Origin of the sequence: Flagellimonas eckloniae, from assembly GCF_001413955.1 — a bacterium.
GTDB lineage: Bacteria > Bacteroidota > Bacteroidia > Flavobacteriales > Flavobacteriaceae > Flagellimonas > Flagellimonas eckloniae.
On record NZ_LCTZ01000002.1, the window covers coordinates 2,999,249 to 3,025,023 of the forward strand.

At 38.5% G+C, this 25,775-nt stretch carries 16 protein-coding genes; 9 read left to right on the forward strand and 7 right to left on the reverse strand.

Annotated features, from left to right (window positions below; all coding sequences use genetic code 11):
* Positions 1-14 precede the first annotated feature (14 nt).
* The 9 genes from AAY42_RS12865 to AAY42_RS12905 all read left to right on the forward strand — a co-directional run bounded on the left by AAY42_RS12865 (position 15) and on the right by AAY42_RS12905 (position 19,332).
* Entirely contained in the window at positions 15-2,414 is a 2,400-nt protein-coding gene (locus tag AAY42_RS12865; RefSeq protein WP_055395859.1) for an ABC transporter permease, read from the forward strand.
* Positions 2,415-2,438: 24 nt separating this feature from the next.
* Complete coding sequence (locus AAY42_RS12870) at positions 2,439-4,913, forward strand: ABC transporter permease (RefSeq protein WP_055395861.1); 2,475 nt, start codon at positions 2,439-2,441, stop codon at positions 4,911-4,913.
* Between the two features lie 9 nt (positions 4,914-4,922).
* Positions 4,923-7,367, forward strand: a complete 2,445-nt coding sequence (locus AAY42_RS12875) for an ABC transporter permease (protein ID WP_055395863.1) — start codon at positions 4,923-4,925, stop codon at positions 7,365-7,367.
* Positions 7,368-7,391: 24 nt separating this feature from the next.
* Entirely contained in the window at positions 7,392-9,821 is a 2,430-nt protein-coding gene (locus tag AAY42_RS12880) for an ABC transporter permease (RefSeq protein ID WP_055395865.1), read from the forward strand.
* 31 nt (positions 9,822-9,852) lie between these two features.
* Positions 9,853-12,267: an ABC transporter permease gene (locus tag AAY42_RS12885; protein ID WP_055395867.1), complete on the forward strand. Its 2,415-nt coding sequence runs from the start codon at positions 9,853-9,855 to the stop codon at positions 12,265-12,267.
* Positions 12,268-12,278: 11 nt separating this feature from the next.
* On the forward strand, positions 12,279-14,705 hold the full coding sequence (locus AAY42_RS12890; RefSeq protein WP_055395869.1) for an ABC transporter permease: 2,427 nt from the start codon (positions 12,279-12,281) through the stop codon (positions 14,703-14,705).
* Positions 14,706-14,715: 10 nt separating this feature from the next.
* Positions 14,716-17,079: an ABC transporter permease gene (locus AAY42_RS12895; protein ID WP_055395871.1), complete on the forward strand. Its 2,364-nt coding sequence runs from the start codon at positions 14,716-14,718 to the stop codon at positions 17,077-17,079.
* A 10-nt stretch (positions 17,080-17,089) separates the two neighbouring features.
* Complete coding sequence (locus AAY42_RS12900; protein WP_055395872.1) at positions 17,090-17,752, forward strand: ABC transporter ATP-binding protein; 663 nt, start codon at positions 17,090-17,092, stop codon at positions 17,750-17,752.
* Positions 17,753-17,817: 65 nt separating this feature from the next.
* Positions 17,818-19,332 carry a serine hydrolase domain-containing protein gene (locus tag AAY42_RS12905; RefSeq protein WP_175288768.1) on the forward strand — a complete coding sequence of 505 codons (1,515 nt, stop codon included), beginning with the start codon at positions 17,818-17,820 and terminating at the stop codon, positions 19,330-19,332.
* Between the two features lie 266 nt (positions 19,333-19,598).
* Here the strand turns inward: AAY42_RS12905 and AAY42_RS12910 are convergent, their stop codons facing one another.
* From AAY42_RS12910 to pdxA, 7 genes are all read right to left on the reverse strand, one after another.
* Positions 19,599-20,717: an NAD(P)/FAD-dependent oxidoreductase gene (locus AAY42_RS12910; protein WP_055395876.1), complete on the reverse strand. Its 1,119-nt coding sequence runs from the start codon at positions 20,715-20,717 to the stop codon at positions 19,599-19,601.
* A 27-nt stretch (positions 20,718-20,744) separates the two neighbouring features.
* Positions 20,745-22,097, reverse strand: coding sequence for an acetyl-CoA carboxylase biotin carboxylase subunit (accC, locus tag AAY42_RS12915; RefSeq protein ID WP_055395879.1), 1,353 nt, complete (start codon positions 22,095-22,097; stop codon positions 20,745-20,747).
* A 64-nt stretch (positions 22,098-22,161) separates the two neighbouring features.
* The gene (accB, locus tag AAY42_RS12920) at positions 22,162-22,656 is read right to left on the reverse strand and encodes an acetyl-CoA carboxylase biotin carboxyl carrier protein (RefSeq protein ID WP_055395880.1); all 495 of its coding nucleotides are present in this window, start codon (positions 22,654-22,656) and stop codon (positions 22,162-22,164) included.
* Positions 22,657-22,682: 26 nt separating this feature from the next.
* Positions 22,683-23,678, reverse strand: a complete 996-nt coding sequence (locus tag AAY42_RS12925; RefSeq protein WP_055395882.1) for a beta-ketoacyl-ACP synthase III — start codon at positions 23,676-23,678, stop codon at positions 22,683-22,685.
* A 172-nt stretch (positions 23,679-23,850) separates the two neighbouring features.
* Positions 23,851-24,051, reverse strand: coding sequence for a 50S ribosomal protein L32 (rpmF, locus tag AAY42_RS12930; RefSeq protein WP_055395884.1), 201 nt, complete (start codon positions 24,049-24,051; stop codon positions 23,851-23,853).
* 8 nt (positions 24,052-24,059) lie between these two features.
* A complete protein-coding gene (locus AAY42_RS12935; RefSeq protein WP_055395886.1) occupies positions 24,060-24,593 on the reverse strand; it encodes a YceD family protein in 534 nt (177 codons plus the stop codon).
* Positions 24,594-24,702: 109 nt separating this feature from the next.
* Positions 24,703-25,755, reverse strand: coding sequence for a 4-hydroxythreonine-4-phosphate dehydrogenase PdxA (pdxA, locus tag AAY42_RS12940; protein WP_055395888.1), 1,053 nt, complete (start codon positions 25,753-25,755; stop codon positions 24,703-24,705).
* Between the last annotated feature and the right edge of the window lie 20 nt (positions 25,756-25,775).

Genomic DNA, 25,775 nt, shown 5'->3' on the forward strand with positions numbered 1-25,775 from the left:
AAAAAAACAAAATCATGTTAACGAATTATTTCAAAATTGCATGGAGAAATCTAACCAAGAACAAAGGGTATACCACTATAAATATTGGTGGCCTGGCATTGGGCATGGCTGTAACTACTATTATAGGCCTTTGGGTAGAAGATGAGCTTTCCTATAATGACCACTTCGAGCAAAAAGACAAGGTTGCCCAAGTTTGGCAATCGCAAACCTTCAATGGCAACGTGGGCACCGGCACAGCAATACCCTTGCCATTGGCACCTGCATTGAAAGAAAGCTATGGGGACTATTTTGAGGAATTGATGATGGCTTCGTGGACATTTGATGCCTACCTAAAGTATGGCGAAAAGAGTATTTCAAGGCCTGGAAACCGTATGCAGCCCAATGCCCCAAAAATGTTGGAATTACAAATTTTAAAAGGAGAAAAGGACGGTCTTCGCGAAATCAACTCCATAATGCTTTCCTTATCTACTGCAGATGCTCTTTTTGGGGAAGAAGATCCTATTGGGAAAGTTGTAAAGCTCAGTAACGAGTATGATATGATGGTTACAGGTGTTTACAAGGATATACCCGTTAACAATTCCTTCCATAACACCGATTATATTGTCCCTTGGGACCATTACGTGGCCAATGCCGAATGGATCAAAAACTCCTTGGATAATTGGGGTAATAATTCCTTTCAATTATTTGTCAAAATAAGTGATAATGTAACATTCGAACAGGTTACCAAAGCCATAATTGATATTAAGAAAAATGCTGATGAGGAAATTGCACAGTATGATCCAAAAATTTTCTTGTTGTCTATGGAGGATTGGTATTTGCGCAGCAGATTTGAAGATGGTATTCAAAAAGGGGGCAGAATTACTTATGTATGGCTTTTTTCCATTATCGGAATTTTTGTGTTGTTGTTGGCATGTATCAACTTTATGAACCTGAGCACGGCACGCTCAGAAAAGAGGTCAAAGGAAGTTGGTATCCGTAAATCTATTGGTTCTCAGCGAGGACACTTGATCAACCAGTTTTTAAGTGAGTCTTTTTTGGTGGTTCTATTTGCGTTTTTGGTTGCTTTAGGCATAGTGTTGTTATTCCTAAATGGGTTTAACGAACTTTCCAGAAAGGAAATCAATTTTCCATGGGATAATCCTTTATTTTGGACCTTTTCTCTTCTTTTTGTAGTAGTGACAGCGCTTCTGGCGGGAAGCTACCCTGCCTTGTATCTTTCATCATTCCGTCCTGTGGATGTATTGAAAGGCACACATCAAACTGGTAAATATTCAGGTTTGCCGAGAAAAATCTTGGTGGTTGTCCAGTTTACCGTATCCGTTGCTTTCATAATAGGAACGGTAATCGTAATGCAGCAGATCAACCATGCCAAGAACAGACCTGTAGGGTATGACAAAGAGGGGCTGATACAAATACCCACTTTTGCACAAGATTTTGTTGGGAAGACCGATTTAATGCGCACTGAGTTTATTAATTCAGGTGCGGTTGTGGAAATGGCAACATCCAGTAGTCCTACCACGCAAATATGGTCTAATAGAAGTGGTTTTACCTGGGAAGGCAAACCCGATGGATTTCAAGAAGATTTGGCCTGGACAGAGGTATCTCCGGAATATGCCAAGACCCTGAATTTAAGAATTGTGGAAGGAAGGGACTTTTCAAGGGAATTTGCTAGCGATTCGTTGGGTGTTTTGATCAACGAGACTGCCAAGCGGTATCTAGGGATGGAAAACCCAGTAGGGAAATTTATTATAGATGATGATGATGAGGATCCAGACCCACCTATGAAAATTATAGGTGTTGTGCAAGATATCATCGCCCAGTCTCCCTATGAGCCAGTGAAACAGGGGCTTTATGTATATGACCGGGAAGACAACTTCAGTTACTATACCTTGCGTTTAAACCCAAAACAGAGTGCAGGCCAAAGCATTGCCGTTGTGGAACGTGTTTTTAAGGAACACTTTCCAGATATTCCATTTGAATATGATTTTGTGGATGAAAATTATGGTGAAAAATTTGCGTCTGAAGAGCGCATTGGAAGTTTAACTGGCATTTTTACGGCCTTGGCCATTCTAATTAGTTGTTTGGGATTATTTGGACTCACCTCCTTTGTTGCAGAACAGCGCACCAAGGAAATTGGCGTAAGAAAAGTATTGGGAGCAACGGTCTTCAATGTGTGGAACATGCTTTCCAAGGATTTTTTAAAGTTGGTGGTCATTTCTTGTTTTATTGCCATTCCAGTTGCTTATTATATTATGAATGGGTGGCTTCAGGCCTATCCCTATCGAATCATTCTAAAATGGTGGATTTTTGGTCTGGCCATTGTTGGTGCATTTGGACTCACGGTCCTTACCGTAAGTTTTCAGGCCATACGTGCTGCAAGACAAAACCCTGTAAAAAGCTTACGAATGGAATAAGTCATCAATCAAAAACAAGGAACTATGTTTAAAAATCAATTGAAAATTGCTGTTAGAAATGCTTTTCGATATAAAAGAAACAGCCTTATCAATATTGCTGGTTTAAGTTTGGGTCTGGCCTCTGTACTTTTGATTACATTGTACATTACTGATGAACTACACTACGATGAATTTATAAAGGACACCGATCGCATTTACCGGGTCAATATTGATGCTAAAATGGGGGCAGATGAGTTTTTTGCTGGGTATACCCCGCCGCCGGCTGGTAGGACCTTGGTTGAAAATTACCCCGAGATTGAAGCGTACACAAGACTGTACAGACCAAGCACTGATGTTGTTGAGTATTCAGAAGGAGGTACAAAAAATGTCTTTAATGAAAGTGAAGTTTTTGGAGTTGATCCTAATTTTTTAGAAGTACTTACCTATCCTTTGGAAAAAGGGAACCCAAAGACTTGTTTGACCAACCCCAACAGTATTGTTATTACTCGGGTTATTGCGAAAAAGTATTTCGGCAATACAGATCCTATAGGCAAGACCCTTTATTACGGTTCTGATAGAAAACCACTACAAGTAACGGGCATATTGGCCGATATGAAAAATTTGTCAGCCTCTGTAAAGTTTGATATGCTGATACCCGTTGAAAATTTTGGGAATGTCACCTATTTTGATTGGAGCTGGGTGTGGTTGAACATGGCCACTTATGTGAAGCTAACAGAAAAAGCGGTAACAGATCCCAACACTGTAGTAAACTTAGAAGCACAATTTCCCAATTTGGTGAAAACTCATGCAGCTGGAGCTTTTGAGCGTATTGGGCAGCCTTTTGAAGCCTTTTTGCAAAAGGGAAATAGATGGGATTTACATCTACAGTCATTACCCAATATTCATTTACATTCCGAAGGAATAGAATCTGTGATTACAGAACAGAACAGTATTAAAAACTTATACATCTTTGGGCTTATTGCGCTGTTAATAATCGTTTTGGCCTGTGTTAATTTCATTAATCTGGCAACGGCGCAATCTGTAAAAAGAAGTAAGGAAATAGGCATCAGAAAGGTGTTGGGTTCTTTTAGAATACAGTTGATTCGGCAGTTTTTGACCGAGGCCTTTTTATATACAATTGTAGCAACCCTGCTTTCGTTGGTTTTGGTATGGGCCGCCCTCCCTATTTTCAACGAGGTGTCTGGAAAGACCATTTCATTGGCTTATATTTTTGATAAGGGTATTTGGTTGTTTTTAGTGGGATTGAGCCTGCTCTCCGCCCTGTTGGCAGGTGCCTACCCTGCTTTCTACCTTACCGCTTTTAAACCGGTACAAGTGCTAAAGGGGGCTCAGAATACGGCAAACCCTAAAAATAGTTTTGTTAGAAACGGATTGGTTGTTTTTCAGTTTACAGTTGCCATTACCATGATTATTGCAACGGCCATTATATACCTTCAATTAAGGTACGCCCAAAACAAAGACCTGGGGTACGAAAAGGAAAATATAATTGTACTTCAAAACACAGAAAAATTAGGGGAGCAGGAAGAAACGTTTCGTGATGAGTTGGCCGCTCTTTCGGAAATCAAAAGTGCAAGTATTTCATCAAGTATTCTAACGAAAGGTACTTTTGCTGATTTTTATGTTCCCCAAATCTCCAGTGAAAATGAAGACATTGCTAAAGACATCATTTTAGAATCCTATATGGTGGATGACCAGTTCATATCCACCTTAAATTTTGAATTGGCGGCTGGTAGGGGGTTTGCCAAAAATTTCAACGATTCCCTCTCAGTGGTAATCAATGAGGCTATGGTTAAACAGATGGGTTGGCAAAACCCCATTGGAAAACATATCCGATACACTAGCGGAAGAAATGAAACCTATAGTGTAATTGGAGTAATCAAAGATTTTAATTTACAGTCTTTGCACACGGCCATTAGACCTTTTGCACTCTTTTCAGATCGGTCAAAAAGTTACGATAATGGCATGTCTTTCATAACTCTTAAAATACAAGCGGGAAATCCTAGAAAAATTTTGGAAACCCTTCAAAACAAATGGAACAGCTACCAACCCAATGTCCCGTTTGAATATTCTTTTTTAGACGAAGATTTAAACACGGCATATATTTCTGAAGAGCGACAGGCAACCTTATTTGGGGTATTTGCTTTTTTGGCGATTTTCATTGCCTGTATTGGCTTGCTTGGGCTTATCGCGTTCATGGCCCAGCAAAAAGCAAAAGAAATAGGCATTCGAAAAGTCTTAGGGGCAAATATTTTGGAAATTCTGCAATTGTTAGCGATTGACTTTGTAAAATTAATTGTGATTGCCTTGTTGATTGCCTCACCTTTTGCCGTTTACTTTATGAACAACTGGCTGCAAGATTTTGCCTATAGAATTTCTATACCATGGTGGGTATTTGCAGGGGCAGGGTTGGCATCACTCATTATTGCATTAACAACAGTGAGCTATCAGGCCATACGTGCTGCAAGACAAAACCCTGTAAAAAGTCTACGGATGGAATAAGAACATGTTATGTTAAAAAACCACCTTAAAATAGCATTTAGGAACATCTGGAAAAACAAATTTTTTTCAGCTATACATATCATTGGTCTTTCCATTGGTTTAAGTGCCGCCTTTGTCATCGGAGTTATAATTTATTACGATATGACATTTGACACCTTCCATCCTGATGCTGACCGTATTTACCGCGTCACTACGGATTTTACTACCCCAGTGGGCAACTTCCATAACAGAGGTGTAGCGGTACCCTTGGCAGAGGCCCTTGACCAAGATGTGCCGGGAATAGAATTGGTGACCTCATTTTTTAATACCCGATTTCAAAAAGTTGAAAATAAAGCTACCGGTCGTATCTTCAAAAGTCCAGATGATATGATATACGCTCAGGGGAACTATTTTGATTTGATTCATTATGATTGGTTGGTTGGCACTCCTAACGGAGTACTTTCCAGTCCAAATGAAGTGGTATTGACTGAGACCAGGGCTGCACAATATTTTCCTAATACACCTTTGAAAAAAGTATTGGGAAGTGTTTTAACCTATAACGATTCCATTCCCGTAGAAGTGGTTGGCGTTGTTTCAGATTTTCAAAAACGGACCGATTTTGTCTTTAAGGAATTCTTATCCTTTAAAACGGCAATCAGTGCAGGTGAAAAGGAAAAAGTCTTTAATAAAAAATGGAACAGCACTAATTCTGGCACCCAAATATTTATAAAATTAGAAGACCATCAAAGTTTGGGCATTATCCAAAATCGGTTAGACGCGATAGCCAAAGCAAATGAAGATGAACAGATAAGGAACACTGGACAAGAGCGGAGCTTTAACCTACAACCGTTGAGTGATCTTCATTTTAACCCTAACTATGGGATATTTAACAATGTAGGGCATCTGGGAAACAAGAACATATTGATAGGTCTTTCCCTAGCAGCACTGTTTTTATTGCTTTTGGCCTGCATCAATTTTATCAACTTAAATACCGCACAGGCCACCAAACGTTCCATGGAAATAGGGATACGTAAGACTTTGGGAAGCTCCAGAAAACAACTAGTGTTGCAGTTTATGGGCGAGACTTTTTTGTTGACATCGGCCGCTGCACTAGTCTCCTTGGCACTATCACCTTGGTTGTTGCACATGTTTGTCGACTTTATTCCCAAAGGTGTTGATTATACCCTTTTCTATCAACCTCAGGTTCTATTATCTATAGCCGGATTATTGGTGTTGGTAAGCCTTTTATCGGGTTTTTACCCCGCCCTTTTTCAATCCCGTTTTCAACCCATATCGGTACTCAAGAACCGTTTGGTTTCAGGAGAGTCTAAATGGCCATTGCGAAAATACCTGACCATTTTTCAATTTATTATCGCCCAGATTTTTATTGTAGCGACTTTGTTTGTAGGGAAACAGCTTAATTATGTGATGAAACGGGATATGGGTTTTAAGACTGAGGCAAACGTTTATATTAGAGGCTTGCAAGTTGATGATTTTGGTAAACGAAATGTCTTCGCGGAGAAATTACGTTCTTTTCCCCAAATATCGGAAGTAAGTATGGGTGGACCACCGCCGGCATCTTCCAATATGTTTGCTTCAACCTTTACCTTTATCAAAGATGAGAGTAAAATCCACACAGATGTGGAACTGCTCTTTGGAGACCTCAATTATCGAAAGCTATACGATATCAATTTACTGGCGGGAAGAGCACGGCTCAATGACACTATTGGCGAGTATGTAATCAACCAAACCTATGCCAGATTACTGGGTTTTGAAAATCCTAATGATGCTATTGGCCATATGCTAAAAGTCAATGACAAAAGCAATCCCATCGTTGGCGTCATGGAGGATTTTAACCAGCGTTCCCTGCGTAGTGCCATTAAGCCCATGGCCTTGGTAGGTGATAGGGATAGAAAAGAATATTCACAATTCAATATTATTCATTTTTCCTTACAGGATACTGCCTCCGAGAAATGGTCCAATGTTATTGCCGATATAGAAGAAACCTGGAAGTCTCTTTATCCACAAGCTAATTTTGACCTTCATTTTATGGACGATACCATAAAACGTTTTTATGAACAGGAGCGTAAAACCACAGTTCTTTTAAATTGGGCCACAGGCCTGGCCATACTTATAAGCTGCTTAGGACTTCTGGGATTGGTTATTCATACCACAGAACGGCGCACAAAGGAAATTGGGGTACGAAAAGTTTTAGGAGCTTCCTTAGGGCAATTAAACCTATTGCTCTGCAAAGAATTCTTGATTTTGGTAGCCATTGCATTTGTAATTGCTGCACCCATTGCTTGGTGGGGTGTTAGTAATTGGCTACAAGGCTTCGCATACAAGACCCAGCTCAATTGGTGGGTTTTTGTTTTGAGCGTTACAGCCATGCTTCTTATTGCCTTGGCTATTATTAGTATACGAACAATAGCTGCTGCGAATGCCAACCCCATAAAAAGTCTACGGATGGAATAAATCATCAATCAAAAACAAGGAACTATGTTTAAAAATCAATTGAAAATTGCTTGGAGAAGCATTAAAAAACAGCCTTTTTTAAATGCCCTTAATACGTTTGGTTTGGCTATTGGTATAGCAGGGACACTTTTGATCTGCCTCTATATTTATGATGAGTTAAGCTATGATAAGATGTTTGCCGATGCTGAAAGAATTCATAGAATCAATGTGGATATGAAGTTTGGGGGGCCGGACAGACAAGTATCTCAAGTTTCGGGACCCATGGCGGAAGCGGTGTTGAATGATATTCCCCAAGTTGAAAGTGCCGTAAGGTTTAGGCCCTGGGGAACATCCTCTTTAAACAAAACAACCGAAACAAATTTGGTTTTGGAAGACAGAACAGCCTTTGCGGATAGCACACTGATAACCGTGTTTGGTTTGAATATGATCTATGGAAATCCAAACAAAGCACTTACGGAACCAAATACATTGATTCTTACCAAAACGGCTGCCGAGAAACACTTTCCTATAATAAATGCCATTGGGCAAAAATTGATTCTGAATGAAGGAAACACCTACACCATAACTGGAATCATTGAAGATCTGCCCAACAACTCTTTTTTGGCAGATTATTCAGTGTTTATGTCAATGGCGAGCCATGTAGACAACTATATTAACTGGGGAAGCCATAATTACAATACCTTCATAAAATTAAAGCAAAACACAACGGCTAGCGATATTGCCGAACCTTTGGCAGGCATGATGGAACGTTATTTAATGCCCTATGCCCAACAGTTTTTTCCTGGAATTACCAAGGAGCAGTTTGAAGCTTCCGGCAATTATGTCAACTATTCCACGATTCCATTGACGGATATGCATTTGTATTCCCACAGAGAGCAGGATATGGGGGTAAACGGAGATATCAACAATATTTATATCCTGGGGTGCATCGCACTTTTCCTGATTCTACTGGCCAGTATCAACTACATGAACCTGTCTACAGCATATTCATTAAAAAGGGCTAAAGAGGTAGGCATTCGAAAGACATTGGGGTCGAACAAAAATTCGTTGGTAAAACAGTTTTTGACCGAATCGGGCTTGATCACTTTTGGGGCCATGCTCATCGCAATAGTATTGGCCATAATTGCTTTGCCCTTCTTCAATCAGTTGGGCGATAAATCAATCAGTGTCCCACTTTCCAATCCTTTTTTTTGGATGGTCTTGATTTTGTCAGCTGCCTTGTTGGCTCTTTTATCAGGTAGTTATCCTGCCTTTTTTATGTCAAAGTTTAAACCTGTTAAAGTGTTGAAGGGCGGGGGTGAGAACAGCACTGGTGGCTCAAAACTTAGAAAAGCACTGGTTATTTTTCAATTTGCCGTCTCGGTCTTTTTGATTGTTGGGACTTTGGTAGTATCCAATCAATTGCAGTTTATGCAAAACAAAGATCTTGGCTATAGTAAAGATCAAGTGTTGCTGGTAAACAATATGAATAGATTGAATGACCAAGTGGACTCTTTTAAAGAGGAGGTTATGCAATTGGCACAAGTTTCAAGCGCCTCCCTTAGCGCTTATGTTCCCACGCCTTCATATAGAAGTGATTCCTCCTATTTCTTGGAAGATAAATTGGAACAAGAATCAGCAATCAACATGCAAGGGTGGCAGGTCGATTTTGATTATATGGAAACTTTAGACCTGACTCTTTTGTCGGGGAGGACTTTTGATTCAAATATCACTACAGACTCCACGGCTGTGATTATTAATGAATCTGCTTTAAAAGTGACCGGACTTGATCAAAAGGCTGTATTGGGAAAACGTATTTTCAATGGTATAGGAGAAGATGATATTTCTGAGTTCACGGTGATCGGGGTAGTTAAGAATTTTCATTTTGAAACCATGCGTCACGAGGTTCGCCCACTTTCATTGCAAATAGGAAGAAGCACGGGGAACCTGATTGTAAAACTTAAATCGGGCAATTTCACAAATACCATTTCACAAATACAACAATTGTGGGACACTAGGTCACCAAGCTTGCCATTTGACTATCAATTTATGGACGAGTCTTTCAACGAGGTCTATGAAAACGAAAGACGATTGGGAGATATTTTCATCATATTTACGTCGCTTTCTATTTTTATTGCCTGTCTAGGACTCTTTGGATTGGCTGCATTTAATGCCCAGAAACGAATTAAGGAAATAGGGGTTAGAAAAGTGTTGGGGGCCACAATCGGTCAAATAACCTATAGATTATCGTTTGACTTTTTAAAACTGGTATTTATCGCCATTACTATTGCATTGCCGGTGGGTTGGTTCGCTATGAACAAATGGCTCGAAGATTTCTCCTATAGAGTAGAGATAAAATGGTGGGTTCTGGTATCAGCAGCAGTCTTGGCTATTTTAATTTCACTACTTACTGTAAGTTATCAGAGCATAAAGGCGGCCATTGTAAATCCAGTGAAAAGTCTTAAAACGGAATAGTCAATTATTATCTAATTAAAGAATCATCATCATGGTAAAGAATCATTTTAGAACAGCCTGGAGAAGCCTCCTAAAGAATAAAATATTTGCCGGTTTAAACATTATTGGGCTGTCAGTTGCTTTTGCTATTGCCATTCTGCTATCCATGGCCGGTTTTTTTGACCTATCGTATGATAAGTTCCATACCAACTCCAAAGATATTTATAAGGTGTACTCCATGTGGCAGAATCCCAAAGGCTCCCAAGTAAGCGTAAGCCATTCTGTACCGTTAATGCCCACTATCATGGGTGAAGTACCGGGGATAAAAAAAGCCACCCGCCATTTACAGCAAGAAGCCGTACTTACGTATGGGGAAAAAGAAATTAATATGGATGCCATTTGGGTGGATGCCGATTTCTTTACGATGTTCACCTTTCCCGCTATTAAGGGAAAAATGGATAATCCCTTGGAAAAGCAGTCGGACATCGTCATTACGGAAAAAACGGCAAAAATGTTGTTCGGAGATGAAGAGGCCATAGGCAAAACAGTGCAAATTCTAATCAATGGAAAAGACCATCCTTTTACTGTAGGAACTGTGGTCGAGAACAATCCATCACAGAGTACACTGGATTTTGAAGTTGCTGTACGGTTTGAAAAAGAAGCACATTATTTAGAAAATAAAGATGAATGGGGCGCGAGGTATCACGATATATATGTGCAATTGGTTAAAGACGTTGCTCCAAGCCAATTTGATGTGGCAACACGTTCACTGGTGAATCACAATTTTAAAGAACGAATCGATAATGCTAAGCGAGATGGCGCCCAGCCTGATGCGGACGGCCTTTTCTATAAGTTTGAACTTTTGCCATTCTTGGATGAAAATTTTACGACTTTCCGAAATGGATATGTAGAAGTCAGCCGTAGCAATACCTATTTGGTGTTGGGCGTTGCTTTTTTGATTCTTTTTATAGCCTGTGTCAACTTTGTTAATATGAGCATTGCCAGAAGTGGAGAACGCCTAAAAGAGATAGGTATGCGAAAAACACTTGGGGCAAAACGCAAACAACTATTTTTTCAGTTTTGGACAGAAAGTTTACTTGTTTTCTTTTTCTCCATAAGTATCGGCCTGCTCATAAGCATGTTGTTGATTGATGATTTTAAAACCATTTTTAGGACTGATGTCTCCTTTGGATTGATTTTATCACCGGTTATAATCTTACTTTTTCTGTTGAGCATACTCATGATAACCTTAATTGTAGGAGGGTATCCTGCATTGCTTTTGAGTAAACTGGGCACTATTCAATCTTTAAAAGGAAAACTAGATGTCTCCGGTAAAAATAGGGTTCGGGATGCCTTAATGGTTTTACAGTTTGGGATAGCCATTTTAATGATAACGGGAACATTGGTACTGCATAGTCAGTTAGATTTTATGCGCAACAAAGATCTTGGTTTTAATAAAGAGCAAGTACTCTCTTTTCCATTGGATGGAAAAAAGAATAGCTATGACGCTTTGGAACTAATGCGCAACGAATTGGCGGGCAATCCGGATATTTTGGAAATATCTGGAGCCGATAATAATTTGGGCTACGGGAAAGATGGTAGTGTTTCCAGTAGTATGTTCGGTTTTGAATACAAGAACAGGGTAATCAATACCAACTATCTCACGGTTGATTATGATTATGTGGAAACCTTGGATTTGAAACTCGTAGCAGGCAGGAACTTTAGTAGGGAATTTGAAAGTGATAGGTCAGGAGCAGTGATCAACGAAGCCATGGCAAAAGAGTTTGGGGAAAAAGACCCATTAACGGCATATATTAGCTTTAGTGATTCATTGCGTTTTCCGGTAATAGGGGTGGTCAAAGATTACCACTTCGAAAACTTGGATAAGACCATAGCACCTATTACCATGATGATGAGCCGTGATGATGATCTTTATTATGCCTATGTGAAAGTAGCACCGGCTAATCTGGCAAAATCCTATGAAGCTATTAAAAATGCGTGGGCACGGGTCTCGCCCAACTCAAAATTCCTAGGTTCATTTTTAGATGAGAATATTGACCGGACCTTTAGAAAAGAAAAGCGAATGACCACTATGATTACCAGTGGTGCCGTTCTGGCAATTGCGTTGAGTTGTATTGGTCTGTTTGCTATTTCGTTACTAATTGTAAATCAGCGCACCAAGGAGATAGGGGTTAGAAAAGTAATAGGCGCAAGCGTATCGAACATTACTTTTTTATTGACCAAGGATTTCTTGAAATTAGTTGGAATATCATTTTTGATTGCTTCGCCAATAGCATGGTGGTTTATGAAAGAATGGTTAAAGAATTATCCGTTTAAAATTGACCTTAGTCCCTTGTTTTTTGTCACGGCGGGCTTGCTGGCCGGCATTATTGCTTTATTTACGGTTGGCAGCAGAACTATTAGGGCGGCAAAGCAAAACCCAATAAAGAGTCTGAGAACAGAGTAAAAATCAACATCATGTATAAGCTTTTTTTTAAGATTGCCACCAGATTTCTATTGAAGAACAAACTATATTCCTTTATCAATATTTTTGGTTTGGCCATTGGCGTGGCATCTTTTGTATTGATTATGCTGTATGTAAATTATGAACGTAGCTATGATAAGTTTGAGGGCTCAGAAAATGTTTATAGACCTTACATGGATTATTTGGAGGGAGACACATTTGCCCCTGGTGATGCCATGACCTATAACCTTTCGGGACCAACCTTAAAAGAGAAGTTTCCAGAGGTGCTGGATTACGTTCGGTTCTATTATTTTGAAAAGCTAACTTTTAAAGTTGGTGACAGAATATTGGAACAACCCTTGGGGTCATTATCTGACGCATCCTATTTTGATATTTTCAATTATCCCCTATTGAAAGGGAATAAAGAGGTAGTTCTTGCAGAACCTTATTCTATTGTCCTTTCAAAATCATTTGCGAAAAAGCTTTTTGGTAATGAAGATCCTTTGCAAAAAACGATTTCTGCCTTTCGAGATGGTCGTGAAGCGGTATTAACCGTCACTGGCGTAATGGAAGACGTTCCCAAAACGGCTCATTATAGAAATTCTTTTTTAATTTCTTACGAGACGGAGAAAACATGGACAGATTGGGGTCCAAGTGCTCATGAGCTCAACTGGAATATGAATAATTATTATACCTATATTAAGGTAGCTCCAAATACTAATGCTGCACTTCTGCGTCAAAAAATAATTGATAGTGATATTGAAGAAGACACAGAAGAACGTCACAATATTGAGGCTATTGAAAGTATTCATTTATATTCTAACAAGCCTTACGAAGTATCAGCAAATGGTAGCGTTACACGCATAAAGTTTTTGTCGGCTATAGCATTTATTATTCTTATTCTTTCTTGGTTAAATTATGTAAACCTTTCTACAACAAAATCTATGGAGAGGGCAAAGGAGGCAGGAATACGAAAAGTTGCTGGAGCAAAAAAATCGCAATTAATTATCCAATCTTTAGTAGAGTCGGTTTTGCTCAATTTTATTGCCATGGCAATAGCCCTGACTATAGTTTTAATTTTGTTGCCCATTTATAATAATATTACGGGTACAGACCTTAGCCTTACTTTAAAAAGTCTTTTCGGTTTCTTGCCCTATTTCGCTTTCATTCTTTTAGGCATTATAGTAGCAGGCCTTTACCCTGCACTTTTATTGAGTAGCTACTCGCCTGCCAAGGCACTAAAAGGAAAAATCAGAACCTCAACCCAAGGACTTACTATTAGAAAAGGACTTATTGTCACACAATTTTTAGCTACTATAGTTTTATTGGTTGGCACCTTGGTAGTCACTAAGCAAATCAACTTTTTAGAAAGCCAGCCAATAGGAGCTGATATTAATCAAACTATTGCATTACGCGGCGAAGTAGTTACAAGTGAAGCAGATTCTTTGGTTGTAAATGATTTTAAGGTTTTAAAGGAAGAACTTAAGACTTTACCTTTTGTAAACAAGACAGCAATTGCACAAACCTATCCTGGTGATAGTTTTGATAATCTTTCATCAACAAGAGGAATTAAATTGGCAGATGGACGAAGAGTAGATGATAAAATATTTTATAGCTATCACGCGCAGCCAAATTATTTTGACTTGATAGGATTTGAATTCTTGGCTGGAGGTACCTTTCTTCCATCATCAGATTGGGAAGGCAATCAAGTTGTGGTCAATGAAACTTTCTTAAAGACTATGGGTATTTCATCTCCTGAAGAAATTATGAATAAAACTATTAGCTTCTGGGGGAACAATGATTGGAGGGTTTCAGGGGTGATTAAAGATTACTATCATTTTGGATTAAAAAGTCCCATGTTGCCCATAGTTATTCGTTATCAAAAAGAAGTAAGCAACCTTTTGGTAAAACTAGATTCTTCCGTTACCTCTACCGCTGGGTTTGGTTCAGCAATCAGTCAGATTGAAACTAGATGGAAAAAAGTGTTCCCACAGAGTACCTTCAACTATGCGTTTTTAGACCAAAAGTTCGAAGCCCAATATGAACAGGATAAGGCATTTAAATCAGCCTTTCAAATCTTTACTTTGCTTGCTATAATTATTGCATCAATGGGTCTTTTTGGGCTTACATCATACACTGTAGTGCAGCGAAAAAAAGAAATAGGAATACGAAAGGTAAATGGTGCTAGCATTACCCAGGTACTGACCCTATTGAACAAAGATTTTGTGAAATGGGTTGGCTTGGCATTTATTGCGGCGGTTCCCATCTCTTGGTACGCAATGAACCAATGGCTGGAAGGCTTTACGTATAGAACAACACTCAGCTGGTGGATTTTTGCACTTGCCGGGGCCTCTGCATTGATCATTGCCCTATTCACAGTAAGTTGGCAAAGTTTTAAAGCGGCAATAGCCAACCCCGTGGAAAGTTTACGAACGGAATAAAACAAAAATTATGTTTAGAAACTATCTAAAAATCGCTTGGCGGAATCTAGCTCGAAACAAGAGTTTTTCACTACTTAATATTTTAGGCCTTTCCATTGGTTTGGCAGTGACCGCCCTTATTCTACTGTGGATCAATTTTGAACTTGGGTTTAATCAGTTTCACGAAAAGAAAGACCGTATTTATGAAGTATACAATAAGTACGAGATAGATGGTGAAATTTGGACATGGAATTCCACCCCAAAAATAATGGCGGCAACAATAAAAAAGGATTATCCAGAGGTCGAAGCTGTTTCTAGATTTTTTTATGACAATACATTTCTCTTTTCCAAAAATGAAAAACGAATAAAATCTACGGGTACCATGGTGGATCCCGATTTTTTGAAGATGTTCAGTTTTCCTCTTGTGGAGGGAGACATTGAAACTGTTCTTGAAGATGTAAATTCTGTGGTCATCACCGAAGACTTTGCAAAAAAAATGTTTGGTAATGAGCCTGCCGTGGGAAAAATAGTTAAGGTAGACAATACAGATAGTTTTAAGGTTACGGGCATTTTAAAAAATCTACCCCAAAATAGCGAATTCAATTTTGAATTTTTGATGCCTTGGAAGTATGTTAAGCAAAAGGGTTGGGATGATGAAAATTGGAGCAACAATTCCGTTGCCACCTATGTATTGTTAAAAGAAGGCGTTAATTATACTGTATTTTCCAACAAAATCAAACCGTTACGAAAGTCTTATGATAAGGGCGCGCCAGATATGATAACCTTTCTTTATCCATACAATAGGTCACACCTGTATTCAGAATTTGATAACGGAGAGGAGATAGGTGGTCTTATTGATTTAATTCGATTGTTTGGTATCATAGCAATTATAGTGTTAGTAATAGCATGTATCAACTTTATGAACTTGAGTACCGCCCGAAGCGAAAAAAGAGCTAAAGAGGTAGGTGTAAGAAAAGCGGTAGGCGCACAAAAAGGGGCTCTTATAAGTCAGTTTTTAGGGGAATCCATTTTAATTTCTTTTTTGTCCGCCTTGTTGGCATTGGCAATCGTTTTAATAGTACTTCCCTCTTTTTCCGAACAAGTAGTAGGCAGAGAGCTTACTATAGAATGGGCCAATCCATGGTTTTGGATTGCAGCAATAAGCATAATACTTATTACAGGGATTTTAGCGGGAAGTTATCCAGCCCTGTACCTATCCGCATTCAGACCGTCATCAGTTTTAAAGGGAACTTTCAATAAGAAAAATACATTAATAACTCCAAGAAAAGTCTTGGTCATAGCACAATTTTCAATTGCAATTATATTGATTATAAGCACTTTAGTGGTTAAAAAACAAATCGGCATCGTTCAAGACCGTCAGTTGGGCTACAATAAAAACAACTTAGTCTATATTCAAATGGAAGGTGATATTGAAAAAAACTATGACCTTATTAAATCAGAGTTACTGGATTTAGGTGTTGCTTCCTCCATTTCAAAAACAAATTCTCCCATTACTGAAAGTTGGAGCAATTCGTGGAACGTTGGCTGGAAAGGAAAGGATGAAGAGAACAAAACATTGGTGCATCGATTGGTAGCAGATGAGGCCGTGGTCAAGACCATGGGGTTGCAACTTGTTGAGGGCCGAGATTTTGATTTGAAAAAATATGCCACAGATTCAACCGCAGCAATACTCAACGAATCTGCAGTGTCGCTTATGGAACTAAAAAATCCGATAGGACAAACAATTAGAGACAATGGCACTGACTGGCATATTGTGGGTGTAGTAAAGGATTTTGTATTTAATTCCCCCTTTCAAAAGATAGAACCAATGGTCATTGAAGGGGCTAGGGCTTGGTTCAATGTTATACATATTAAATTTAACCTTGAAAGGAATATGTCTGATAATCTGGCTTTTACCAAAACCATTTTTAATAAGTACAACCCTGAATATCCGTTTAATTATGAATTTGTTGACGCCGATTATGCAGAAAAATTTGTTACTGAAGAACGGACCGAAAAACTAGCCAGTCTATTCAGTTTATTGACCATTTTGATTTCTTGTCTTGGATTATTTGGATTGGCCAGCTATATGGCCGAAAATAGAATAAAGGAAATAGGTGTTCGGAAAGTATTAGGGGCCTCAGTAAGTGGGATTACTACATTACTTTCCAAGGATTTTTTAAAGCTGGTTCTAATTTCAATTGTGATAGCAATTCCTATTTCATGGTATGCAATGAACCAATGGCTTGAAGAATTTGATTTTAGGATTGCCATTTCTTGGCAGATTTTTGCCCTCGCAGGCCTTCTTGCAATGGCAATTGCATTTCTAACTGTGAGTTATCAAGCAATCAAGGCGGCAAAATCTAACCCAGTAAAAAGTTTGCGAACAGAATAAATTAAATATTATGCTTTTACAATTAAACAATATTTTTAAATGGGTCAACTCAGGTGGCCAACGAATTTTTCTTTTAAAGGATATCAATCTTAATGTTGAAGAGGGAGAGTTTATCTCCATAATGGGGCCTTCCGGCTCTGGAAAATCGACCTTGCTCAATGTTATTGGAATGCTAGATGGATTTGAAGAGGGGGAATACCATTTTTTGGATGAATCCGTACATTCCCTAAAGGAAAAACATCGAGCCAATTTGTATAAAGAATATATTGGGTTTGTATTTCAATCCTATCATCTTTTAGACGATTTAACGGTTAAAGAAAACCTGGAAATGCCACTTCTCTACAAAAAATTTAAAGGTTCTGAACGTAAAGCCATGGTTGCCGATATGTTAGATCGATTTAATATTGTTGGAAAAAAGGATTTGTTTCCTGCCCAATTGAGCGGTGGCCAACAACAATTGGTTGGGATAGCACGAGCATTAATCTCTAACCCAAAGTTGATTTTAGCCGATGAGCCCACCGGAAATTTAAATTCCAAACAAGGAGAGGAAATTATGGAACTATTCAAGCAATTAAATGAAGAAGGAGTTACTATTATTCAGGTGACACATTCGGAAAAAAATGCAGAATATGGCTCCCGAATTATCAATCTTTTGGATGGACGGATGATTTAAAAATGATGCACCTATCTGCCTTGTGTATGATTTATGCCTTTTTGGTTATGCACAATAGAAAAACTATGAACTCAAAAAACTATATCAATATCATAGCATTGACTTTTTTAATATGGTCTTGCAACAACAATACGGAACAATCAAACCAAGCGAAATCAGACCCCAGGATTTCACATGTTGATAGTGTTCTCACCCAATTGAACAATGAAAGAGGGTTTAATGGAAATATGCTGATTGCCGAACAAGGTAATATTTCCTATTCTAAGTCTTTTGGATTTGCAGATTATCAAAAACGTGTAAAACTCACCGAAAATACCATTTTCAACATTGCTTCGATTTCAAAAACGTTTACAGCTGTTGGCATAATGATTCTTGTGGAGCAAGGAAAACTTGCTCTTGACAATAACGTAATTGACGTATTGGATAATTTTCCATACCCAGAAGTTACTGTTCAGCAGCTATTGTCCCATACATCAGGTATTATCGTTGAGCAAAGGCCACCTTTCTTATATGAAATCAAAGACAAAGGCTATGACAATCAAAAGGTGTATGAGCTCTTCTCAGAGATTAAGCCAGAATTGGTTTTCCCTTCAGGCACTAATTATATGTACAGCAATTCCAATTACATTTTTTTGGCTCTTATTATTGAAAAGCTATCAGATGAGTCTTATGCTTCCTTTTTAAAGGATAACATATTTAAGCCCGCACAAATGAATCGTTCATTTTTACATTACAATGATATTCCTGAAGACCTATTGGAATCCGTGGCAAAACCACATCAAAGTTCCTTCCTATCCAAGGACCCTTTTCCTGTAAGTCACGAAGATTCCACTTTTATAAATATGTATGGTGAAGGTTGGATTTATTCTACCACAAAAGATTTGTTTCAATATCACAAAGCACTTCAAGATGGGAAAATTTTGTCCAAAAAAACATTGGAAGAAATGTACACGCCAATTTCATTAAAAAACGATAAAACATATGAAATTAATGGAAAAACGAATTATCCATCCCTTAGTGGGTTGGCTTGGAGAGTTGCCAAAGACAGTATTTCGGGTAAGATTGTTTATCATTCGGGCGGTGTCCTCGGTGGAAGAACCATGCTTTTTAGGAACGTCAGTAAGGATATGTTCTACGTTTGCCTTACCAATAACGATGAATCAGCAAGAAATACATTTTCATTTCCTTTCAAAAAATTACATAACGAGGATTATAAACTGGATAAATTATATCTATCCAAAGAGTTTGGGAAAATCTACTTGGAAAAAGGGGTTGATGTTGCCATAGATTTTTTTGAAGAACACAAATCAGATAAAAACTATGTTCCTTTTTCGGGTTGGGACTATGAAGATATAGGCATCGAGCTTATTGCCAAGAAAGACCTAAAATCAGCAATAAAGCTCTATGAACTATATAACTCAGAGTACCCAAAAGTATCGTTTGGCCATAAAAACCTTGGAAAGGTCTACAATTTAATGGAAGATAAAAACCAGTCCATCAAGCACTATAAATTGGCTCTAGAATATTCCGATGATGAAGACGAAAAAAAAGAAATTAAAAGTGCTTTAGGTAGTTCGTGAAACTAAAACTACGCATAACAAAATGCATAAGTAATAGCGGTTTAAATGATAAACCGAAAGGTTAGTGAGTAGAAATTCGCTATTAATCGTTATAATGGTTTAAATCCAATGATAGGTGAAGTATGGGTATTTTAACTAAGATTCAAGTCCAAATATCTGGAGATTTAGATGATGGATAGCGGAAAACTTTAATGAGTCACTTCCTTTTTCCTTTGATTGCCAGTTCACTGTCTAAGACTTCGGTAGAAGGGAATTCAGGATTATCGTTAATACGTCAATTCTGCTAGCTCTTTTCCTAATAAACTCCCCAGAGCAATACCCATTCCTCCTAAGCGAACTCCACAATATATGTTATTGGAAAGTTGCTTTACAATTGGAGTTTTTTGTGGCCCAACCCCCATTATTCCGCTCCAGCGACGGTCAATTTCAACTTGTTGCCTAGGCAAAATAACTGTTTTGAGCAGTTTTTCAAGTTCATTTTGAACTATTTCAGTCTGTCCAAATCTATCGGTCTGTTCTGTTGTAAAATCAAGATTTCGTCCACCTCCAAAAAGAATGCGATTGTCAATATTTCGGAAATAGTAATACCCTTCATCAAAGTGAAAAGTGCCTTTTATTTTAAGGTCTTTGATTGGCTTGGTAATCAAAACCTGGGCTCTTGCTGGTTTTACGTTTTCCGTTTTTAAAAACTGTGAAGCAAATCCATTGGTTGCAATGCATACTTTTTTTGTTTCAAATTCAAAGTTGGAAGTTTTTAAAACCACTTTGCTTTCCAAATCTTCAATAGCTTCAACGGCAATACCATTAAGAACATATATTCCTTTTTCAAGGCATTTTTGAAGTAATGCTCCCATCATTTTTCCAGTATCCAACTGACCTTCAAAACTATGGGTAATATAATTTTCGTTGATGTTTTCAAATCCAAAAATATTTTTGCTTTTCCTAAAAGGATCAGCTCCAAAAATGGGTTTTAGTAATTTATTCAGGTGCGTTATGTTCTCTCTACAATCCTCAAATAAGGCCATGTCCTTTTTCAAAAAAAGCTCGTGTCCTCCCTCTTGTTGGAAATCAATAGTAGTATCGCCCAATAAACTACGAAGTACTTGTATGCCCTCCCAACGCTGTTTAACCAAGTCAAATACTTGCTCTTCCGCGTGTGTCTTTAAATCGGACAACAGCTCAGAAATACTGCCAAAACATGCAAACCCAGCGTTTTTTGTGCTTGCCCCTTGTGGCAAAGCACCTTTTTCCAGAACTAAAATCTTGCTTTTTGGGAAACGTTCCTTAAGAGTATATGCACAACTAAGCCCTACTATACCACTGCCAATTATAGTAAAATCTATATTGGACAACCAGGTTTTGTATTCCCAATAGCTCAGTTCCATAAAGCAAAAACCCTGATAAAATCAGGGTTAATCTAAATATTTTGGGTCTATTTCAAAATCTTCCATAAACTTGGTGGTATAATTTCCCGCCAAATAATCGGGATGATCCATTAACTGTCTGTGAAATGGAATAGTAGTTTTTACGCCTTCTATCACAAATTCGTCAAGAGCCCTTCGCATTTTATTAATGGCTTCCTCCCTTGTCTGTGCCGTGGTTATCAATTTGGCAATCATGGAGTCGTAATTTGGTGGAATCATATAGCCACTATATACATGAGTATCTAATCGTACGCCGTGTCCACCTGGAGTATGGAGGGTAGTAATTTTACCTGGGGAAGGCCTAAAATCATTAAAAGGGTCCTCGGCATTGATTCTACATTCAATGGAATGTAGTTTGGGCAGATAATTTTTTCCTGAAATTGGAACACCTCCTGCAACCAAGATCTGTTCCCGAATCAAATCATAATCTACTACTTGCTCCGTAATAGGATGTTCCACCTGAATACGTGTGTTCATCTCCATAAAGTAGAAATTCCGATGCTTATCAACCAAAAATTCTACTGTGCCTGCACCTTCATATTTTATAAACTCAGCTGCTTTTACTGCTGCTTTTCCCATATCATCACGAAGAGAGTCCGTCATAAATGGCGATGGTGTTTCTTCCGTAAGTTTTTGGTGCCTGCGTTGAACGGAACAATCCCGCTCCGAAAGATGACAAGCTTTTCCATACTGATCTCCAACAATTTGAATTTCAATATGACGGGGCTCCTCAATTAATTTTTCCATGTACATTCCGCCATTGCCAAATGCTGCAGTGGCTTCTTGTACAGCGCTCTCAAAATGACTTTCCATTTCATTCTCAGACCAGACAGCACGCATTCCTTTTCCTCCTCCACCGGCAGTGGCTTTTATCATTACCGGATAGCCCATCTTTTTGGCTATTTTTTTTGCATCAGTAACATCTTTCAATAATCCTTCAGAACCTGGAATTGTTGGTACTCCAGCTTTTTTCATGGTTTCCTTGGCCGTGGCCTTGTCTCCCATTTTATCAATTTGTTCTCCAGAAGCTCCTATAAATTTAATTTCGTGTTCCGCACAAATCTTGGAGAATTTGGAATTTTCTGAAAGGAATCCATATCCTGGATGGATGGCATCCGCATTTGTGATTTCTGCAGCTGCAATAATATTTGGAATCTTTAAATAGGATTCATGGCTTGGTGCGGGCCCAATACAAACGGCCTCATCAGCAAATCTAACATGTAGGCTCTCCTCATCTGCCTTGGAGTATACCGCTACTGTTTTGATGCCCATTTCCTTGCACGTGCGTATGATACGGAGTGCTATTTCTCCCCTATTTGCAATCAATATTTTTTTAAACATAGTCTTTGATGTTAAACCCTAAAGTTATAAATGCCCTTAAGTCCTTAAACTATTGGAATCTGATTTAAGAAGGATCAACCAGAAATAAAGGCTGATCAAATTCAACTGGTGAAGAATCGTCAACCAATACCTTAACTATTTTACCAGAAACCTCTGATTCAATATCATTGAATAACTTCATGGCCTCTATAACACAAAGCACATCTCCTTGATTGATAGTACTTCCAACTTCAACAAAAACAGGTTTGTCTGGAGAAGGTTTTCTATAAAAGGTTCCTATTATTGGGGATTTTATGGTGATATATTTTGAATCATCGTTTTCTGCGGCAGCTTGCTCTGATGAAACAGGGGCAGTTTCGGCGGCTGGAACCGGTGTTGAGGCAACAGGAGCAACAGGGGCCTGAGCCATAGGAATTTGTTGTACGATAGTAGTTTCAGGAGTAACTGAATCGCCACCGGTACGAATGGTAATCTTAATATCCTCCATTTCCAACTTCACCTCGCTAGCGCCCGATTTAGCTACAAACTTGATTAAACTTTGAATTTCCTTAATATCCATGGAATATGATTTAGTTAGTTTTTGTTTTATGAATTATATGCCCATTTTAAATAAATAGACCCCCAGGTAAAACCTCCGCCAAAAGCGGCAAAAATGAGATTATCTCCTTTTTTTAGTTGCTTTTCATAGTCAAACAACAACAAAGGCAATGTTGCAGATGTGGTGTTTCCGTATTTGTGAATGTTAATCATGACCTTCTCCTTATCTACCCCCATCCTATTGGCAGTGGCATCTATTATCCGCTTATTTGCTTGATGAGGCACCAACCATTGTACGTCTTCCTTGCTCAGATTGTTACGTTCCATGATCAATGCAGAAACATCTGCCATATTGGAAACCGCAAACTTAAACACTGATTTTCCATCTTGATAAACATAGTGTTGTTTGTTCTTTACAGTTTCTTCAGATGCTGGCAAAATAGAGCCCCCGGCATCTATCTTTAAGAATTTACGTCCTATCCCATCTGTACGCAAATATTCATCCTGTAACCCCAAACCTTCATTATTGGGCTCAAATAGTGCTGCACCGGCCCCATCGCCAAAAATAATACAGGTTGTTCTGTCAGTATAATCAATTATTGAAGACATTTTATCGGCACCGATCAATAGCACCTTTTTATATCTTCCAGATTCAATATAGCTCGCTGCCGTAGACATTCCAAAAAGAAAACTGGAACATGCAGCCTGAAGATCATAGGAAAATGCGTTGACCGCACCTATCTCCGATGCAACATATGCTGCCGTGGCCGCAACCATAACATCTGGTGTTGCCGTGGCCACCAAGACAAAATCTATTTCCTTGGGGTCTACACCGCTTTTATTGATTAAATCTTCAGCGGCTTTGATTGCCATATATGAAGTTCCCTCGTTTTCTTTTTTAAGGATTCTGCGCTCCTTTATTCCAGTTCTTGAAGTGATCCATTCGTCATTGGTTTCAACCATAGTTTCCAAAACCTTGTTGGATAAAACGAAATCGGGAACATATCCTCCCACAGCTGTAATCGCTGCTGTTTGTTTTTTCATATGAGTGTCTTTTTTTGTCAAAAAAGTTAAAATTTGACCCAAAAACGGTGAAAAATAGTCATTTTCTATGACTTTTTGATTAAAAACGACTTGTTTTTAAAATTCCCCATAGTCCATAAAAAAACTCCCGTTGTTTGAAAACGGGAGTCGGTTTATTATGAAAGGTTTGCGGTTAAGCCGCAGTTTCCTCTTCTGTTTTATCTATCAAAACTTGGCCTCGGTAATATAGTTTACCTTCATGCCAATGTGCTCTGTGGTACAAATGCATTTCTCCTGTTACAGAATCCTTTGCAATTGTTGGCATTGTTGCCTTGTAGTGGGTTCTTCTTTTGTCCCTTCTGGTTTTTGATATTTTTCTTTTAGGATGTGCCATTATAAAACCTATTTATCCGTTAGTAACTTCTTTAAATCATCCCATCTGGGATCTGTATTTTCTGATTCTTCTTTGATTTCTTTTGGTTGCAATTCTTCCAACTTATCCAATATTTCTGATTGCAACGTACCATCTAATACTCCTGGGTGTATCCGTTTTTGCGGAACGGCCAAAACTAACATTTCATATATGTATTGCGAAATATTAATTTGATATTCTCCGTGGGGTATGACTAAAATTTCGTCATTCTCATCATTATATTCCTCCCCAAACTTGACCACAAGGTGCAAATCTGATGTAATGGGTTGATCAAAAGGTTCCCCTGTTAAATCCCCATCCACATTGACTGTTCCTTCTGCTTCAATGGTGAGTTCCATCATATTGTTCATTTTGTCCAATATGGCAGTAATCACTATTGAGGCACTGTTAAATTCATGGTATTCAAAAGATTCAAAGAACGTATTGTCAATCTCATACCCAAACTCATGTTTCCCTAACTTCAATCCCGAAAAAGGAATAAAAAACTCCTTCAGCTTCATCATTTCTACACTTAAGGTTTGTGTACCAGCCCTTAAAGGCGGGTGCAAAGATACTATTTATTTGGAAAACTACAATTCTATTCCAATAAATATAATGCGTCTGGACTAAGTTCTAACTTGCCCGTTTTACCTTCTGTTTTTGCAGAGGGTTTTTATTCAGTTTTATGTACTCTTCCCTATTTTTAAAAACCTTGATGGCAGTAAAAACAGCTTCTTTAAATGAGCTTTCATCTGCCTCTCCTTTTCCCGCAATCTCATAGGCCGTTCCATGATCTGGCGATGTTCTTATTTTTTCCAATCCTGCGGTGTAGTTTACTCCTTTACCAAAGGACAAGGTCTTAAAGGGAATAAGTCCTTGGTCATGATATGCTGCAAGTATGGCATCAAAACTTGAATGTGTGTTGGAACCGAAAAAACTATCTGCGGAATATGGTCCATAAACCAAGGTTCCTTGATCAAACAATTCCTGTATGGCAGGTTTTAATATCTTTTCGTCTTCCTCACCTATGGTACCGTTATCACCGCTATGCGGATTAATGCCCAATAAGGCTATTTTGGGCCTACGTATTCCAAAATCCATTTTTAAGGATTTTTCCATAGTCGCCACCTTTTCATAGATTAATTTTGGTGTAATTGCTTGGGCTACATCTTTAACTGCAATATGATCAGTTAACAAGCCAACTCTTAAGGTATCCGCCACCATAAACATAAGGCTCTCCCCATTCAATTCTTGGGCGAGAAAATCAGTATGTCCGGGAAATTTAAAATCTTCAGCCTGAATATTGTTTTTGTTTATTGGAGCTGTGACCAAAACATCTAGGGCATTACTTTTCAAGGCGGCTACAGCAGCCCTTAAAGATTTAATTGCATATTCTCCACCTTGATCCGTTGCTTTACCATACTCAAGTTGAGGTGCTTCCTTCCATACGTTAACTACATTGATTTTCCCATCAACGGCTTGAGACGCATTGTTTATTCCATTAAAGCTGATGTTGAGCTCCAAATCGGACTTTTGCTGAGATATTAATTTATTGGATGCAAAGATTATTGGTGTACAAAAATCCAGCATTCTTGGGTCCTGAAACGTTTTCAATGCCACCTCACATCCTATACCATTGAAATCGCCTATAGAAATCCCAAGTTTTATTTTCCCCTTTTCCTTCATAAAATCAATGCTGATATAGC